This is a genomic window from Lysobacter sp. Hz25 (assembly GCF_046097045.1).
Lineage (GTDB): Bacteria > Pseudomonadota > Gammaproteobacteria > Xanthomonadales > Xanthomonadaceae > Lysobacter > Lysobacter antibioticus_B.
In genome coordinates this window covers 527448-543984 of record NZ_CP175666.1, presented here as the reverse complement: position 1 = coordinate 543984, position 16537 = coordinate 527448, and the positions used below count along the sequence as shown (strand labels likewise).

The 16537-nt window shown below is 60.3% G+C and carries 7 protein-coding genes; 2 read left to right on the top strand and 5 right to left on the bottom strand.

Features of this window, described 5'->3' with window-relative positions; genetic code table 11:
* Positions 1–93: 93 nt before the first annotated feature.
* The gene (locus tag ACKN61_RS02310; RefSeq protein ID WP_408952119.1) at positions 94–1305 is read right to left on the bottom strand and encodes a urate hydroxylase PuuD; all 1212 of its coding nucleotides are present in this window, start codon (positions 1303–1305) and stop codon (positions 94–96) included.
* Between the two features lie 759 nt (positions 1306–2064).
* Between ACKN61_RS02310 and ACKN61_RS02305 the strand changes: the two genes are divergently transcribed.
* Together ACKN61_RS02305 and ACKN61_RS02300 are read left to right on the top strand one after the other, a co-directional pair.
* Positions 2065–4581 carry a beta strand repeat-containing protein gene (locus ACKN61_RS02305; protein WP_408952118.1) on the top strand — a complete coding sequence of 839 codons (2517 nt, stop codon included), beginning with the start codon at positions 2065–2067 and terminating at the stop codon, positions 4579–4581.
* An 848-nt stretch (positions 4582–5429) separates the two neighbouring features.
* Entirely contained in the window at positions 5430–7472 is a 2043-nt protein-coding gene (locus tag ACKN61_RS02300) for a sigma factor-like helix-turn-helix DNA-binding protein (RefSeq protein WP_408952117.1), read from the top strand.
* A 2392-nt stretch (positions 7473–9864) separates the two neighbouring features.
* Here ACKN61_RS02300 and ACKN61_RS02295 read toward each other — a convergent pair.
* The 4 genes from ACKN61_RS02295 to ACKN61_RS02280 form a co-directional block, all read right to left on the bottom strand.
* Positions 9865–10128, bottom strand: coding sequence for a hypothetical protein (locus tag ACKN61_RS02295; protein ID WP_408952116.1), 264 nt, complete (start codon positions 10126–10128; stop codon positions 9865–9867).
* Between the two features lie 296 nt (positions 10129–10424).
* The gene (locus ACKN61_RS02290; protein WP_408952115.1) at positions 10425–14561 is read right to left on the bottom strand and encodes a peptidoglycan-binding protein; all 4137 of its coding nucleotides are present in this window, start codon (positions 14559–14561) and stop codon (positions 10425–10427) included.
* Positions 14562–14575: 14 nt separating this feature from the next.
* On the bottom strand, positions 14576–15322 hold the full coding sequence (locus ACKN61_RS02285; protein ID WP_408952114.1) for a hypothetical protein: 747 nt from the start codon (positions 15320–15322) through the stop codon (positions 14576–14578).
* A 543-nt stretch (positions 15323–15865) separates the two neighbouring features.
* Positions 15866–16537 carry a response regulator gene (locus ACKN61_RS02280; RefSeq protein WP_408952113.1) on the bottom strand — a complete coding sequence of 224 codons (672 nt, stop codon included), beginning with the start codon at positions 16535–16537 and terminating at the stop codon, positions 15866–15868.

The following is a 16537-nucleotide window of genomic DNA, read 5'->3' as shown; positions in this document are numbered from 1 at the left end:
ACGACCTTAACCACGTCTCCATGGGGGCGCGTTGGACGCAACTGCCATGAAGCTCTCACCGATATGCCGTGAATCTGCCCTTGTCTCTTCGGATCAGCGTGCATGATTGATCGCCCAGTCCGCCAGTATCTTGCGCTCACTCGGCAGCATTTCCGTGGCGTTCCCGGGCGGCATGCGCTCGCTTCGCACCGCTACCGCGATTTGACCGGCATAGTGAGGCAACGTGTCGGAAGTAAAAATAATTCCGCGAGGCGGCGAGGCCATGCCCGGAAAGCTTGGTTGTGCAGCATGGCAGGCCACGCACCTGCTAAAGACGATCGCTTCCGCGCGCAATGGAGCCGTATCGATTGTTGGGTTGTGCGCGCGCGCCTCGCCGCGTACTTGATCGAACCCGTACCGGGCCCATGAAAGCCAGCCTGTTCCGAGGCCCAGGGCCACGACCGCTCCAGCCGTTATCCAGCGAAGTCGGAAGGGCATTACGCCGCCGTTCCTGTGCGTCGCCTCCAGCACCCAACGCGATATCGCACTGAGGACAAGAACCGTGGAGATCGTAAGAAATGCGTGGCCATTGGCGCGCACCACGGCCCCCATATGGCTGGACAGCATCAGGAAGATGACGGCAGGCAGGAGAAACGAATGGTTGTTGCGCCGGTCCCAGTACTGTTTTTTTTCCGGATCGGGACGCTCGCCCCTTATAAGAGCATCCACTGCCTCGCGCGTCGCCGGATAGAGGTACCACAAGATATTGGCGGTGATGATCACGCCAAGCATGGCGCCAATCTGGATCATCGCCCCATGCTGCGAATACAAGTTTGCGTAGGCGCAGACCCAGCCAAGAACATGAACTACGCAAGCTAGAAGGTATACAGTTCCATAGCGAAGCGGGATGCGATTGATAACTTCGTTAATCAATGGCGCGCCCAACAAGCCAAACACCGACAAGGCAATTGCCTCTCGCCCGGATAGCGCAAAGACACTTGGATCGACCATGTAGGCTTGGGGCTGCCGGTAATAGATGAGGCCCAATAGCAACAAGCCTGTAAAAAACAACCAGCGAATCTGATTGAACGACCAGACCAGACCTTCGAGCTCCGAAGCCGTCGGCATGGCGACTTTCGTGGTCCTCCAGAACCCTAAGCTGTGAGTATCCCAAACCTCCAACTCGGCTCTCGGGCTTACGAACGGGCGAGCTCGGAACGCCAGGCGTCGGAGCCACAAGCCGAATCCCATCCATGCGATCGCAGCAAGCACATGCAGCCAGCGGGCGATGTCGGCGGCGAAGTCAAGCAATACATCGATTATCACGAGAGCTCCTTAAACCTCTCTCGATATCAGCCGCTGGCTCGACAATCGAGTTCTCCCTGGTTCGGACCTACACGCCGTGAAACGCTACTTCTCAATTGCGCGTCGCTTCACTCACGCACTCTCACCAAAAACTTCGCCACAAACAGAGTACTGAGTCGCAGACTTCTTCTGCCCTAGACCTGCGGCACCGTCCGCCGAGCTCGAATTGCAGCGGATCTTCGCCCCCATTCCGCCCAGGCGACCGGGCGATCAGCCATCAGCCATCAGCAAGGGCGCCTTGATCCGCGCAATGGAAGGCGTCATCAGCCAGTACTACGGCCGCGCAGACGGTGTGGGCTGATCGATACCATACCGGCTCTCATGGAGGCGCCAAGGGTTCCATGCGAGCCTTCGCGAGCAGCGACGCAGGTGGCAGACAGGGTCGTCCGCGATGACCGGTCTCATTTGCGGGGCTCTCACACTTGATGAAGTAGATCAATGAATGTCGCTTCTTGATTGAGGCAGCCGCCTTTTTGCCATATAAGTCACACGGTCCATGGCTTAAAGCCTGGTCGGGCCGCCAACCGAGTAGCTGGCGTCTCAACGGGCTCCACCGCAGCGTTGTTCGAACCCCAGGAATCGAGCGAAGAACGTCATTGCTCGATGCTGATTCATCGGTTGGCCTGTGCAAGGGGGTGCCGTTTGTCTACCTACCACCGTCCAAGCACCACACGTACTGCGCACGGCGGGCGTCTGTTCGCCTGGTGCTGCGTAGTAACGTTGCTGTCGCTGCTGGCATTTCCGGCAGCGGCGCAAATCCAGCGCAGCTTCATCAATCTCGGCTTCGAAGATCCAATACTGGTGCCGGCCAGTTGCTTCGTCATCGTCACGGATACGAGGGTGCCAGGTTGGAGCACCACTCACTTTAGCGGCACGAGCAGTGGCTCCTGCACGAGCCCTCCGACCGGCGAAACGGGCCCCTTGATCGAGCTGTGGAGCAACGGCTTCGCCGGGGTGCCGTCGCGCGCGGGCAGCAACTTCGCCGAGCTCAACGCCCACGCGGCCTCGCGCCTCTATCAGCCCGTTTGCTTGGTTACCGGCGAGCAGGTCAGTTGGCAACTGAGCCATCGCGGCCGTGAAGGCATCGATGTGATGTCGTTCAACATCGATTCCACGGCAAATGAGATCGGCCGCTTTGCGACCAACACGGCCGGCGCCGGCACAGTCCAATCCTGCGGGGGCGGCCTCGTCCTCGGCGCAAGCTGCGCGCCGCCGACGACCATCAATACGTGGGCCGACTACACCGGCACCTTCACCTGGAATGGCGCATCGGGCATTCAGAATTTCGGCTTCGAGGCGATCAGCACGGCCACCGGCAACAACGCGGTTGGCAACCTGCTCGACCAAATCCAAATTTTCCTGACCCCCTACCTGGAGTTCAGAACCACCTCCAGCTCGGGATCCGAATCCGTGGGCGCCGGCGCTGGTCCGCTTATCGCAGTATCCGGCACCCTCGCGACTGCGGTGACCGTGACCATCCAAGTCACAGCCGCCAGCACGGCCTCCCTCGGCAGCGACTACACCACGCCGTCGGGCACCAACACCTTCGCCATGACGATACCGGCCGGCAATTACGACGGCGGCGCGAGCAGCCAGTTCGCCACCGGCATCGTGGTGGTCAACGACACGATCATCGAGAACAACGAGACGGTCGTGATGAGCGTGGTGCCGAATCCCTCGGCTTACACCATCGCCAGTACCTCCACATGCGGCGCTCCATCCGTGCCGCAATCGACTTACACCATTCTCGACAACGACGTCGACACGCGCACGACCAAGGCCGTCGGCAACGCTAACCCCGCAGCTGGCGGCAGCTCGGTGTTTACCGTGACGTACCAGAACAACACGGCGCGCCCGACCGTGGGCACGGGCGCCGATCTCGACGTCCACGACGCGCAGGTCTCGATCGCCGATGCGCTGCCGGCCGGCTTCACCGCGTTCTCCTGGACCTGCGCTGCTACCGGCACGCCCGCGCCGGTCTGTCCGGCCGCCAGCGGCACCGGCGCCATCAGCGCGACCGCGATCTTGCCCGCCGGCAATGCCGCGGCCGGCGGCATCCTGACCTATACGATCACCGGCACGCTCGACCCAGCCCAATGCGCGGCCACCACCAACACCAGTACGGTCGCGGTCCTCGCGCCGATGCAGGAGGGCACCGGCGTGCAAGCCGGATTCGTCACTCCGGCGCCGGGCGGCGTCGCCAACAACACAGCGACGGCCGTTGTGGACCCCGGCTGCCTGACATTGAGCAAGACCACCAGCCCGGCCGCGGCCGGCACCTTCGGGTTCGCCCTGACCAATACAGCGCTGACCGCCGCGACGGTAAGCACCCCGGTATCGGGCACAGCACAGGTCGACGGCAACGCAGCCGCGGGCATCCAACCGTTCGGCATCGTCGCACCGGGCGCGGCGATCACGATCCAGGAGAACGCGCTGCCTGCGATCTACCAACTCGCCAGCGCGACCTGCAGCAATGGCACCGCCAATGTCGGCAGCCTGAGCGGCACCACCTTTACCATCGCGTCCGCCGATGTCGTGGCGGGCACCGACTTCAACTGCAGCTTCACCAATGCGCGCAAGACCGCTTCGGTAGCGTTGGCCAAGACCTGGGTCGGCGCCGCGATCAACGACAGCGCGAGCCTCACCGCCACCGGTGGCGTGGCGAATCCCACGCTGGCCTCGATCGCCGACAGCGCCAACGAAACCGACACCGGAACAGCAGTGGCCGTCGACACCGGTACCGTGTTCACCCTGACCGAGACCCTGGGCGCCGGCAACATCGGCCTCTACAACCCAAGCGCCTGGGCCTGCGCTGGCACCACAGGCCTGTCGGGTAACACGCTGACGGTCGGCGACAACGACACGGCGATCGTCTGCACCATCACCAATACCCGCCAGCAGGCCGACCTGCAGATCACCAAGACCAATACGCCGGGCGTCAACAACGACATCGATCAACCCAACGACACCGTGACGCGAGGTTCGACCACGACCTACACCGTGGTGGTGACCAACACCGGACCGGATTCGGTAACCGGGGCGCTGGTAAGAGACACGGCAGGCACTGGCATCGTCTGCCCAGCCGGCAACGCAGTCACTTGCAGCGGGCCGGCCGGCGCGTGTCCTGCAGGCGCATTGACTTTCGGCGACCTGTCCGCCGGTCTGGCGCTCGGCACCCTGTCCGCTACACCCGGGAGCAATCAAGTCACCCTCGCCTTCCAGTGCAATATTCCCTAGCCAGCGGCGACTCGAGGGCATCCTCGGCATGCGCGCTCTAGCGTGCCCACGACGGCTACCTCGTCCGCGCTAGGCTAGCGGCTTCCAGTCGTGCTCGTCGCATTCAATCGCGCCCGCCGCGCCGACATCAGAATCCGCACCGCGACGAGTTGCCGGAGATCGAAGAATCTATCGATCTGCCGCGGCAGGCTTTGGGATGCGCAGCTCTCCGGCGAAACGTCTTGGCGACCACCAACGCGACGCTAACTCAATCCACTGAATTCGAATCGCAGAGTACGCATCTCATTGCAGCTGTGATGCTAGCTAGGTTTTGCAGCCCGGCACCGCATCGGGGACGCTAAGGCCGGACCATCGATTCAGCCCTGCCGGGGCGGCGAACGGCACGGAGTGCCACACGCGCTCCCAGCTCTGACACTTCAACTGCCTAGAGCCCCGGCCTAACGCCTGACCATGCTGCGCGTCGTAGCTGACATACCCGACCAACGGTCCTCTATTCGTACTGAGATAGAGCGAGGATGCCCGAGGGATGTAACGGATGGACGCCATGGGGAAGCACTTGATAATCGTCGCAAGAGCGCCTGACCGGCCATCGAAACTCGCAGACATCGGCCTCTTGGCTCGATCGATTATTGGCAGCGCGCCTGGAGTACGAGGCTGCAGATTGCTTCACGAAACGTTTGTCGAGGCTGCTCTCTGCTTCGAGACGGAGAATGCAGCGTGGCCCGAGGTACTTGGCGCAATGCTTCGAGAACGAGGCGTGAAACTTGTTCATGCCGAGCGAGGTGATTGGCTCTCCTGACGTACCAAAGCAGGGAAACGAAACGTCGAATTTATGACAGGACAACGTGGTGTCGGAATGGATCGGGGCTGACGGGAAGGAATTGACTGAGGAATACGCAACCGCGATCCTCAAGGACTGGCTAACTTTTGCGCGCCACGGAGCACGTAGCCTCACCCACTTGCATGCGTATGCAGGCATTAATCGCGATCGACTGGCCAAACTGTCTAGTGCCAATCGTAAAGAAACTCCGACACCAGATGAGCTCACAAGCCTCTCTGCCGCTACTGGCTATCCCGCCGACGACCTGGCGGTGCAAGCCTCGAAGTTCCTGCATCCGCAGATCATCGATGGGCTGCTTTCGACAGAGTCTCCAGGCGAGTGCAAGATCACGTCGCGCCCAGCGCTGAAAGCTTGGCTCAAGGACGCCCGCACGAGAGGGCGCAGTGGCCCACTGACCCAAGGACAGCTAGGCGCACGCATTAGCAAATCGCAGGCGTCAGTGGCGGCCTGGGAGAATCCAGATTTCAATCGGATCCCGAGATCAAAAGAAGTCAAATCTATCGCCGCCGCGTGCGGCGTTCCGGAACCAATGATCGCATTCGACACGCGGCTCTTCGCGACTGACAACGATGATCGCTCGGACTTCCAGGCTGCAAGTACGTTGGACGAGGAGATCCTGTACACCGGACGTCTATTGAGCCGCTGCGCCCGGGTATCGAGGCATGTTGAACGAAATGCCCATGTCTTCCGTGCGCGCTATGGCGGGCGCGGCGACGATGAAAGCACCTTGCGAGCTATTGGGAACGCTCATGGGGTGACGCGAGAGCGAATTCGACAGATTGTCGACAAGCAGCTCTCCTTCTTACCCGCCACAACGTTGAGAACCGAGTGTTTCGATGCGTTGGCAACCGCTTGTCTAGCGCTTGAGTCGGTCGCGGTCTCGTTGGCAGAGGCGCGCCTTCGACACCTTCTTGGCGGCAATCTGAGCCTGCAAGGCGCAAGCGACTACGGGCGGGACGTTCTCGGCAGACCGCTCCCAATTCAACTTGTCCACATCCGGAATGGCGACACTATCGTCATTGCCGGCGATCTGCCGCTGTGGTTCCAAGCCGCGATCACCCAATCTAAGACCATGATCCGCCACTGTGGCGCTGCGCAACTCAACCTGGTATGGGCGCTGACCATGCGTCAGCACCAGGATTGGATTCCGCCGGATCAGTTCCGGCAGGTGATTGCTCATGCGCCAGGATTCGACTGGATTGGCGATGACGAGGCTTGGTTCTGGTTCGGACCCGAGGGCAGCGCCAATCGTCTGATCAAGCGCACCATCGAGATCCTGGCTTTCGCAAAGCGCCCACTCGACATCGAGATCATCTATGGCGGGCTGACCCGATATTCGCGTTCCCGTGATTCCGATGTCTCCGAAGAAGCCGGCGTCTGGCCTCCAATGGGGATCGTGCATAAGTTGCTGACGAAGTCGCCCGCGGTGATCTGTCAACAGGGCGACGACTTCCGCCTCTCCGCGGAGGGGAGTGAATTCAACGCCAAGCATGGTGTCGCCGAATCAATCCTGGGGGAACTCAGACTTCGGGGTGGCCTCGCATCCCGAAGCGAGTTGCATCAGGCGCTAGTGGTAGGCAAGGGAATGAACCCAGTATCGTTCTCCGCTGCCCTCGCTCACTCGCCGTTGCTGCGTCAAGTCGACCGTAGCGTGTTCGCTATTCGAGGCTGGCCGATCAGCGCCGCGCGGTTAACCGAAGCCCAGCGCCGGATCGGAAGCGTGAACGGCCCACGCATCAATTTTAAGGAAGTGGACGTCACCAGTAACGGTGACGTGAGTTGGGTTAACGTTCTTAGCGAGAGCTCAATGTCGAACCGGTATGCCGGCGTGCCCAGCACCGCACTTATGCATTTGCCTGAAGGTCAGTATGTGGCCGACAGTACATTTCTAACCCTCACGGAGCACCGCATGGTAGGACTGATCCCGCTCGTTGTTGCGAATGGCGGAGGTGTCGGGACTGTGTATCGCACAACGGTCAATGCACGCATGTTCACGGCCAAGGTCGAGATCATTGGTCAAAATGACTCAGGCGATAACGAGCCAGAATAGATCCGCTGCATGGCGGTCCGTCTAGAGCACGGGTTGGGTGGTTGGTATCTTCGAATCGTCAGCCCACACATCTTTCAAGACTGCATTGCCGCCCATCTGCTCGAAGCGAACGGCGATATCCGGACGATGCAGGAGTTACTCAGTCACAAAGATACGTTTTGGCGGCGCAGATCTATGCCGCTCGCCGATATCAGGCAGGTCGATGCTGCGCTACCAGACTGGCGGCCCGATGTGCTCGACCGCGCGAACGAGGGCGGGCACTGGAGTAGGCGTCCCTTGGGCGCGCCGCCCCCTCACTGCCAGGCCCCTGTTCCGTCAGGTGTAACGGGGAAGGGATCGTCTGGGCGGTTTTCGCCCCCCGCCACTTGGAGTTACCAGGATTTCGTGGCTTAGATGCCCGTTACTGTCAGCACAACTGGCCCACCGGTGCTGGTCACACCCGTCGTAAGGCAGGCATCCAGATCGGTCTGCAGCAATGTCATCGTCTTCACGACAGTCGCACCCAAGAATCGACCGCTCACTACGTGACCAGTATCGATGCGTACGATCTGACCCAATGGGCGCTGGATGACGACGGTGTCAGTTTGCGTTGTGCTTTGCGTTCCGTCGCCCCAATGGAACGTGTAGGGGGGCTTTGTAACAGTGCTCGTAATAACCTCACACGAAAGCACCTCAGAACCACTCGCCGAGTAGTTTGCACTTGACACCCCAACTGGGATGCCAACGCATGGCGCCATTACAGCATTTACAGCGTACGAATTGAGCGTTGGGGTGAACGTAAGGCCAGGACTGTACTGCAAGGTGGTCGTGCCAGTGCATGTCATCAAGACCATCTCGGCCCGCGCAGCCGTCGGGAAGCAAAAGCAAAGGGCGGCTGCCATGACGACAGAGCACCACGATGAAATGAATTTCATGGCCATTATTCCGATCCTCCAGTCTCAGTGAATCATAAATAAGTAAGTTAGCGATGGAAGCCACTAACTCAACCCTCATCGTCACCCGCTACGATCCGCCGTCTGACATTCGATTGAAAATCGCTTTCCAAACGAAACGCTGCTTAATGTATCCCTTGGCACTAGAACAGAATCAAATTTCCATCTCACTTCCAATCTTGCTCACGCAACCTCTCAATTGACTAACTGTAACGAGGCCAGTCCACTAGCGCGCTCTACTAGTGGATCGCCATCTGCTACGCCACTTGCGGTGCGGCAGATCATCAAGACCCGCCCCCAGTGACACCAACATCTTCAACGGCGCCGTCACGGCGGACTTCGGACTCAGCGCAGTCGCCGGCCGCATGGGCTATGCCAGGGAGGAAAGCGGTCCGGCGGGGTATGTGGAGTGAACTATCCCATCGGCGGCATGTTCGTCTGTGTGCCTGCCTGTTCCCATGCGTGAATAGACTGGTTTGAACTTGGGAGCCGTGGGCGCGCCAACTTCCCCACTTCGGAAAGTCTCTGCCGACTTCATCGGCACCGGAAAGCCCCCTATTTTCGAGGGTTTCCGCGACAGGCATTGGACCTAGCTCCTCGCCGCACCGGCCAACTTCCGGCCGAATCCGGTCTCTCCCCCCTCTTTTCTCTGCCCGTTGGTTTTTTGGTCCAATGGTCGATTTCGCGTTTCCTTTATTTTCAAAGGCTTAGCGCTGGATCAAATAGAGCGGTTTGACGGCGTAGATGACCCGCTAAGCGAGCATCAAACCGAGAGCACCAGAGCGGCCAGGGGCGAGGCGCCAATCACGGGCCAGCCCGCCGGCTGGTCAGGCACAAGATGAGGGCAAGAGTCGTCGGACGCCACGCAGACCGACACTGGAGTGCCTAGCACTCCCGCGAGCGACACAGGGGTAATTTTCAACCTCCAACGGACATGGCCATCTGCATCCCGCGAGATACTTGTCCAAGCCAAACTTACTGAGGCCTTCCCTCTATGGCTTCGCATTGGAGCAAGCGGATACGGGGGGAGCAAATTCTCGTCGTTGACTCCAGTCTGCGCCTGGACGAAGACACCGTAGTTATTGGTGTCACGGGCCGCAGGGCCGGAAAGCTCAATTCTGATGAAGCCAACTCCATTACAGGTGTCATCGGCTGAAATCCATGGGACGAACTTGACATCTCGCACGCCAACCCGCGGTGGTTTTGCGGAAGCTTGCTTGTTGGCCTCCAGGTGAAATTCATCTGACCTGTAGAGGCTACATGCGAATCCAGTCCCGGGAAGCAGGGAGATCAGCGCGATCGCAGAGAACATCCTACTCATAGGGTTTCGCATGACCTCAAAAATAGTTGGCTAGACCGATTTGCCTCGCCTGCTAGCCTTTTCTGGAATGCATTGCCAGAACACGCGGGGAAACCCGGATTCCATTTGGGAGCGTTCCCACCAATCTGGATTCACCGACTCAATCAAGCGGCGTTGCCAACGGTGGGGCCAACGCCGGATCTCGGCCGCGCGCGCGCGCTTCCTCGTACGTCTTCACTCCCTCGTACCACACCAAGCAAAAAGCGGCCAAGTTGCGATCGCCAGACGCCGCGACTCGCTTGCGATGCGTTTCACGAACCTCCTGCATCACCTCGTCCAACAAACCGCCGATGCCCATCACATACGGGCCGGCGCGTTGATCCGCCAACAGGTAGACCATCCAAGGTGAGGTTGCCTGGCTCATCTAGCGTTCTTCTCGACCTATTGCCAAGGATTTCGACCGCCGCGGCTCCCCCAGAAAACTAATGCGACTATCGCAACTGACCAAAAGATCGCGCCTGACACGAATGCTAGAAGGATGCCAAGCGCCCAGCCGAAGAGCCAAATCGTGAGTGGCGCGAAGAGGCATGAGAATAATAGAAACCAGGAACGCAATGACATTCTCAGTTGCATTCGACATCTCCAATCGATTTTTGCCGGCAGCTTCCGTTGCCGGCATCGCAAGGTTATTTTCCGCGCTCGACCCACTCAAGGTCGCGACTACATTTTCGGTCCTCGGCTCGGATCATCCGGCGCGCGCTGCGCGGCTTCTGCCAGTTGCTGATCGCGCTGCTGATTGAACGACTGCGTTTCGCGCAAGGTGTGTTGCATCGGCGGGGCTGGGTCGATGGCCGAGACGCCGGCATAGTAGCCGGGGATCTTCGCCCCTACCCAAAGCTTCCCGTTGGCGACGCCGACGGGCCCGATGCTCTCCGCGTCCGGGATACCGTTGCGTTTGGCCGCTAGCATCACCGCCGCCACCGTTTCGTCTGGCACGTCAGCCGATACCTTTCCACGAATCTTCGCGAACATCGCCTTATCCGCAGAAGATAGGCCCGACAGGTCCGGACTCACTGTCGACCGTTCTGGAATAGCCTTGCCGGCAGCATCCCCATTCTGCGCGTATCGCTGCTCGCGCGCGGTTGACTGGCTTTCGTTAGGCGCCACCGGAGGCTCTGGTCTGATAGCGGCAGCTTCGTTCGGACGCACACTGGGCGGCGACGCAGCCATCGCTGCCGCGGCCGGCTCGACGACGCGGCCGTCGCGCGCCGAGGCCGGTTCCGCTGGGTTCGGTGCCTTCTCGGCAGTGAGTGCTTCTACCTCTGATTTTTCGGCCTTCTGCGTTTCGATCTTGGCCTGCTGGGCTAACGCAAGTGCCTGAACGGTATCCGGGTCGACACGCCCGGTATCGGCGAGGCCATGGTCGCGCTGCAGCTGACGGACAGCATGCTCAGTCGCGGCGTCGAAGTGCCCCCGCTCTGGGATCGGATTCTCCTCAGTTCCGCGATAGCCGACGCGCTGCAAACGGAACTGCAGCATCTCGACGTCATCACCTCGGTCGCCGCGCCGCAAGGTGCCGTCGTCCGGTGCGGACGCGGCCTCTGCCGCCACAGGCGGTGTGACTTGAGGGGCGGGTTGGGAAGGCGTCGGAGTCGGCACGTCCGGCGCAGGCACGGGGTGTGGTGTGGGCACCTGCTGCGCCGGCGGCTTAGCGACCAGGACGTCCGGCTTAACTGGCTCAGCCAGCGCCGCCGTAACCGGCGCGGGCTCGACCTGTTTCGGTGCTGATGGCGATTCCGGTTCGGCCAACGCACGGCTGTTCTGTGCATCGCGAACTGGTGGCGCTGTCGTCAGAGGGACGACCGGAGGCGCGGCGGCGGTCCGCTGCGCGCCGTCCAGAGATTCGGCGGGTGTATGCCCATCTTCTGTACGGTTCTGACCCCGCTGCGGCTCCTTCGGCTTCTCCACTGCGATCTCAGCAATCGCGGGCTTGGTTGGCGCGGGTGATGGCGCATCCGATGACGCCTCAACCTTGGGCGCCGGTCGCAGGCGATCGACGTCGATTGCCCCAACGACTATTTCGGGTTCCCGATCCGCCGCACCCGCTACAGCCTGGCGGGCAGTGTCCTGGACATCATCCCGCTTCAGCCCTAAGCGATTCGCTTCGCGAACGACTTGCTCCAAGGCCGCCTGTTGCTGCGGAGACAGATTCGCAATTCGGAGTTCAGGAGCCTCGGGCGTCGTGGGCGGCGGTGACCGCAGATCCAGCATCGCCATTTGTACTTCCAAGGGGCTCGTGACGGCCTGAGGCCGGTTCGCGCCGTCCGCGTCACGGCCGACGTGTTCAATCGGGCTATCAATGTCGAACTCATTACGCGCGTTGAGTCCCAGGTGAAGCGAGGTCGTCAGCGGATTGAGGCCTTGCTCCTGCTGGGTGCGCCTCACCGCTTCCAGCATCGCTTCCAATTGCTCCGGTTTTGCTTCGACCTCGTGCACTTTGAGGGTCGCCAACAAGTCCTTACGCTCAATATCCTCCAAGGTCGGCGGCTGTCGATTCGGAATCGCGGCGACCTGCTGCTCATGCTGCGTCAACTGTGGCTGCAGTGCCGCTCGCGTGCTTTCCAATTCTTGACGCAAATTCCCGGAGGCCTGCAGGGACTCACCGTTGCGCTGCCACTGCCCGTCCGAGGAGCGCTGATACAACTTTCCATCCGAGGCGACCAGCGAATCCTCCTGAAGCGCCGACTGAATGGAGGGCGGCACCGGGCCGAACCGTTCCCAGCCCTCGCTTCGATGCACCATCTCATAGCGAGCAGCCATGGGGGCAGGCCCGTTGGCGATGTTCTCGCGGATGACCTGCAGGGAGGCGCGATCGAGCTCGGCTGCACGTTCGGGGCTTGCCGTATCGACTCGAACCATTGGCACGCCGGGCTGCTCAAACCCTAGGACGACCCTGCGATCCCAGGTGCCGGTCTGCGGGTTACGCTCCCAATCGGCGCGGCGCTGACTCGGCGGATCGTTGTCCGTCGCCGCCTGCGCGTACGGATTCCGCGGTGGCTGCAACTTCCCAATGGCCAGCTCGGTTGCGGAATTGCTGGCCCTGTAGTTCAGCTCGTTTGCCTTCTCCGGATCGGCCGAAAAGTCTTGCTTAACGGCCTTGTTCTTGCCGTCGTCGATCATGTCGCCCAGGTCTTTCCGCACCCATTGGAGCCCGTTGGACTCCCACTTAACACCCTGAAGGTCGGTCTGCTTGAAGGTTTTGTAGCTATCCAACACCGTGGCGACGTGCTCACCCACGTGGCTGCCCGCCACGGCCGCGCCGCCAACCACAATGAAGCCGACGACGCCGGGACCGGTTGCCGCCGCCGTGGCGACCAAGCCCGCCGTCGCGCCGCCTATCCAGCCGCCGGTGCCGCGTGCGGCGTAGTGCGTCAGCTCGGACTGCGCGGCGAGCAGACTGTCCTGCGAAAGCAACGTGCTGGCGCGGTCTGCGCTGGCCTTGGCATCCACCACGCTCGCGGCAATGCCGGCGACGCCGGCCGCCGCCATGACCTTGGCACCCGGGCTCAATTGCACCGGTGGCCGGTACGGCTCAACTTCGACTTTGCCGACATGCTTGAACCACTGCTCCAACGCTTCTTCGGCAGGAACGGCAGTCATCTGCTGCGGAACGGAGCGGACCACAGGAGTAGCGCGCTGCACAACCTCTGCAACTGTCACTGCCAACGGCTCCGGCCGATGCCGAGCCAGTGCAACAGCCGGGTCTGCCGACACATGACTGCCGTCGTCTGGCATGAGCTTAGTTACCTCGCCTTTCGGCGTATGTCGCTCTGCGGCAGAAATAAACTGTATGTACTTAAAGACACCGCCCTCTTCCGAGCGATGGATGACGTTCAAGCGAGGGTCGTAGGTCTCCGGCAATCGCTGCAACAGTGGCTCACTGAAGAGTGCGTTGTGATAGTCCGTCATCAGGTTCTGACTGCGCGTGCCTAGACCATTTCGCAAGTAGCTGCCGCCGATGTCCGAGTGCGCGCCGGCCACGCTGACGCTCAGGAAGCGTCCATCCTCCGACAGCCCAGTCGGGATGATGCGATCCACAGGAAACGTTCCGCGCTTCTCGTCGGCAGCATTGATTTGGAAGCCAGAGACCACTGATGGCGGCAAACGCCGATCCAGCTTCTGCATCGCTCCGGTCGGCACCGGGTCGTACAGGCCCACCGACATCGGCGTGTGCCCAGGGGCTTGATGGAAGTGCGGGTAGGTCTTCGTAAGATTCCCGTGCTCGTCTGGGACGTACTCGGGGCGGTATAAGTTGGGAATACCACGATCGTGAATCATTCGTGCCAAGAGCGGGACTTGACTGGCACCTCGACTGAATCCTTCGGCATGGATTGCGATCTTCGCGTCCGGATCAAGCTTGTAAATTTCATTCGCGCGAACCACTAGTTCTTGGTAAGTGCGCTCAGCGATTCCTTCGCTGGTGTGACCGGTTGCTGCGTCGAACGTTTCTATCAGGGCGTTGTTCTGCGTGCCGGGGCCTGCCTTGTACACAACATCGACATTCACGCCGGATTGCTTGAGCTTATAGACCTGCGTTTCAAACCTAGCAACGTTAGTCGCGTGCAGCGGGTCTTTCGCCGCATCGTTGCCGGTGCCATCCATCAATCCGAACAGGAGGTACGAGTGCTCATTCTTAGTGTCGAGCAACGCTGGGGCCTGGAACTTGTACAGTTCATCGGCGGCCCGGTTGTAGCTCGTCAGATGCTCCGGCGTGGCGGCAAAGTGCGAAACGTCGGCCTTCGGAAGCCCGTCCTCGTCGAGCCGAACTACCTTCTTCTTGTCCTTTCTATCTTCCATGTGCCCACCCTTCCTTAGGAGGTCTTCGTCCAGGCCAGAACCAAGTCATGGCAGCCAACGATGTCAGGTCGTTTAGGATTCGGAGGGAGCTTGGTGAGCACCATTGCCTTTAAATAGATGTTGATGGTTCGGTCATTGACCTCCATTAGGATTTGGGGGGGGTTGGTTTTCCCGCCCTCGTACCGCGCCCAATCTTCGTTGACATCTTCTTTTGAAACGTTGTGAAGGACCACCTGCTCGGGAAAGATGTCTTTGATTAGGTCGATTTCCGCGTAGTGCTCGACACCATCCAGTGATGTCCATCGAAGTTCTACCGGGTCCGGAGGCATTTCGTCGGCCATGACGATGAAACCGGCAGTCCAGCGGTCTTTCCATTCGGGTGAGCGCGGTTCGCCGGATGGACCATCGATCACTAAGGCGAACTGATGGTTCATGAAGATGACATTGCTCGCCAATGTGTTGTAGCAGCTAGCACCGAACGAGAACGCATCGAAGGTTAGCGGCCAGGGGATCGAAGAAGAATTGTTCGGGACTAGGTTGCTCATCGTTAAAGCCTTGTAGAAGTTGCTAGAAGAGATACCAGGGTTCAGCCACTGACGGCGTTCAAGGGCAGGGCATGACCAGCCATGTCCTAGTGCCAGCCGCCCCTCGACGAAAGTACGACCACCAAGATCGGCGTAACAACGATCGCTGCGCCAAAGGCCAGGATGATTCCTAGTGGCCAATCGAATTTCCAGATCGTCAATGGCATCAACAGGCACGCGGTTCCCACGTACAGGATCGAAAAGAACTTCAACATTGATCGTCTCCAGACGCCCCGGCTCTTAGGCGCGGCGACGCGCTTCCGCGTACAAGAGCGGAGCGGTGCAAACTGGCCGGAGGTCGGTAGCAGCGGTGGCGCATGAACTGTCCATGTTGGACCCGTGTAAACACTCTCACCGTACGTCATGTGCGGTAAGTACCTGAATGCCCGCTACGGGGGCTAGTCAAGGATTGGGTCAGGCGGGAGCACCTACGTTGGGCGCGTCCGAGGAATAGATGAAGCTTGTACCGTAGGCTACGCGGGAGTCAAGACCGCTCACTGGTTTCCGAGGAAACGGTTCGGTATCGCCCAGATCCGAGTTCGCAGTCGGCTTGGTGATGCACCACTCGCTGGTGGTGAGTATTCGTCATCCCGGGAATGTGCTTTTTGTCATCTCGACTGTTGCGATCGGCCGAATCTGGACTGGCGGCCAGTGCGTTCTTGACACTCAAGGTCGTCTCGCTATCCCCTGCCCGTCGGTGCAGCGAGCAACAGAGCCCGCCTACTCTTCGCCGTCGCCGTCGCCGCCAGCGGCGTGCACCCATGGCTCGGCTCCGAAAGTTGCCAGTCCATATCGCTGAGCCAAGTAGAGCAAGGAAATGTCGTTCCGGACATTCAGGGTAGTGAACATCGCCTGCCTCTGGCTGCGAACCGCGGATGCAGTCATCCCTGTTGCCTCCGCAATTTCAGAGATGCTGAGCCCCCTGACCGTCAGCATGGCAACCTGGTACGTCCGGGGTTGGAGCCGCTCAAAGGGCGTGTTGGTCAGCGATTCGGTCATTCCTAGGACTTCATCCCAGTACCGCCGGCCAGCTGCTACTTCACGGATAGCCCGAACAATCTTCCCGCCATCATCGCCTCCTTTGGTCACATAGCCCAATGCACCTGCAGCGATCAATCGCTTCGGGATCGGCCCCTGATCAATAGCGGACAGAATCAGGATTCGGAGATCCGGCTTCTGCCGTAGCAGACTATGAGTTACGACTAGCCCATCAATGTCAGGAAGGATGAAATCGCAGACCACCATATCGACTTCAGTTCGGGAGATTGCCGCAATCGCTTCACGACCACCAGCGGCCTCACCTACTACGACGATGTCGGATTGATCCTCGATCATCAGGTGCAGTGCGTGACGGAACAAGAAGTGATCCTCCACCAAAAATACGCGGATCAA

Bases quoted from the DNA above. Each gene is read 5' to 3' on its own strand.
- ACKN61_RS02295 (WP_408952116.1), bottom strand. From the start codon at position 10,128: ATGAGCCAGGCAACCTCACCTTGGATGGTCTACCTGTTGGCGGATCAA.
- ACKN61_RS02290 (WP_408952115.1), bottom strand. From the start codon at position 14,561: ATGGAAGATAGAAAGGACAAGAAGAAGGTAGTTCGGCTCGACGAGGAC.